We start from the raw sequence: 263 nt of genomic DNA, 5'->3' as shown, positions 1-263 counted from the left end.
CGGGCGCGCGCCACAGGCGTCCCGCTTCGAGCAGGTCGTAGGCGATCCACACGTCGGAATCGGAAGCCGGATTCGGATCGATCACGCCCCAGCCGCCGTTGTGAATCATTTGACGGGCCGAGAGTTCGACCTCGTAGTGCCCGAGTCTTTCGGTATGCATCGAAGCGCTCCGTGCGGACCTGCGGCTTGAAGTGATGAGAACGACTAACCGGATCGATCAGGATTGCTGATCTTGTGTTTGAAGACGGGTTTCGAGTTCCGTC

Annotated in this window: 1 pseudogene; it reads right to left on the bottom strand. The window is 59.7% G+C overall.

The features are described 5' to 3' along the window. Nucleotides 1–100, bottom strand: a pseudogene (locus SB816_RS32570) (glycosyl hydrolase family 8); the annotation flags it as partial. Nucleotides 101–263 lie beyond the last annotated feature (163 nt).

Source organism: Achromobacter sp. SIMBA_011 (genome assembly GCF_046535435.1).
Classification (GTDB): domain Bacteria; phylum Pseudomonadota; class Gammaproteobacteria; order Burkholderiales; family Burkholderiaceae_B; genus Achromobacter; species Achromobacter dolens.
This window is presented reverse-complemented; position numbering and strand designations above follow the sequence as displayed.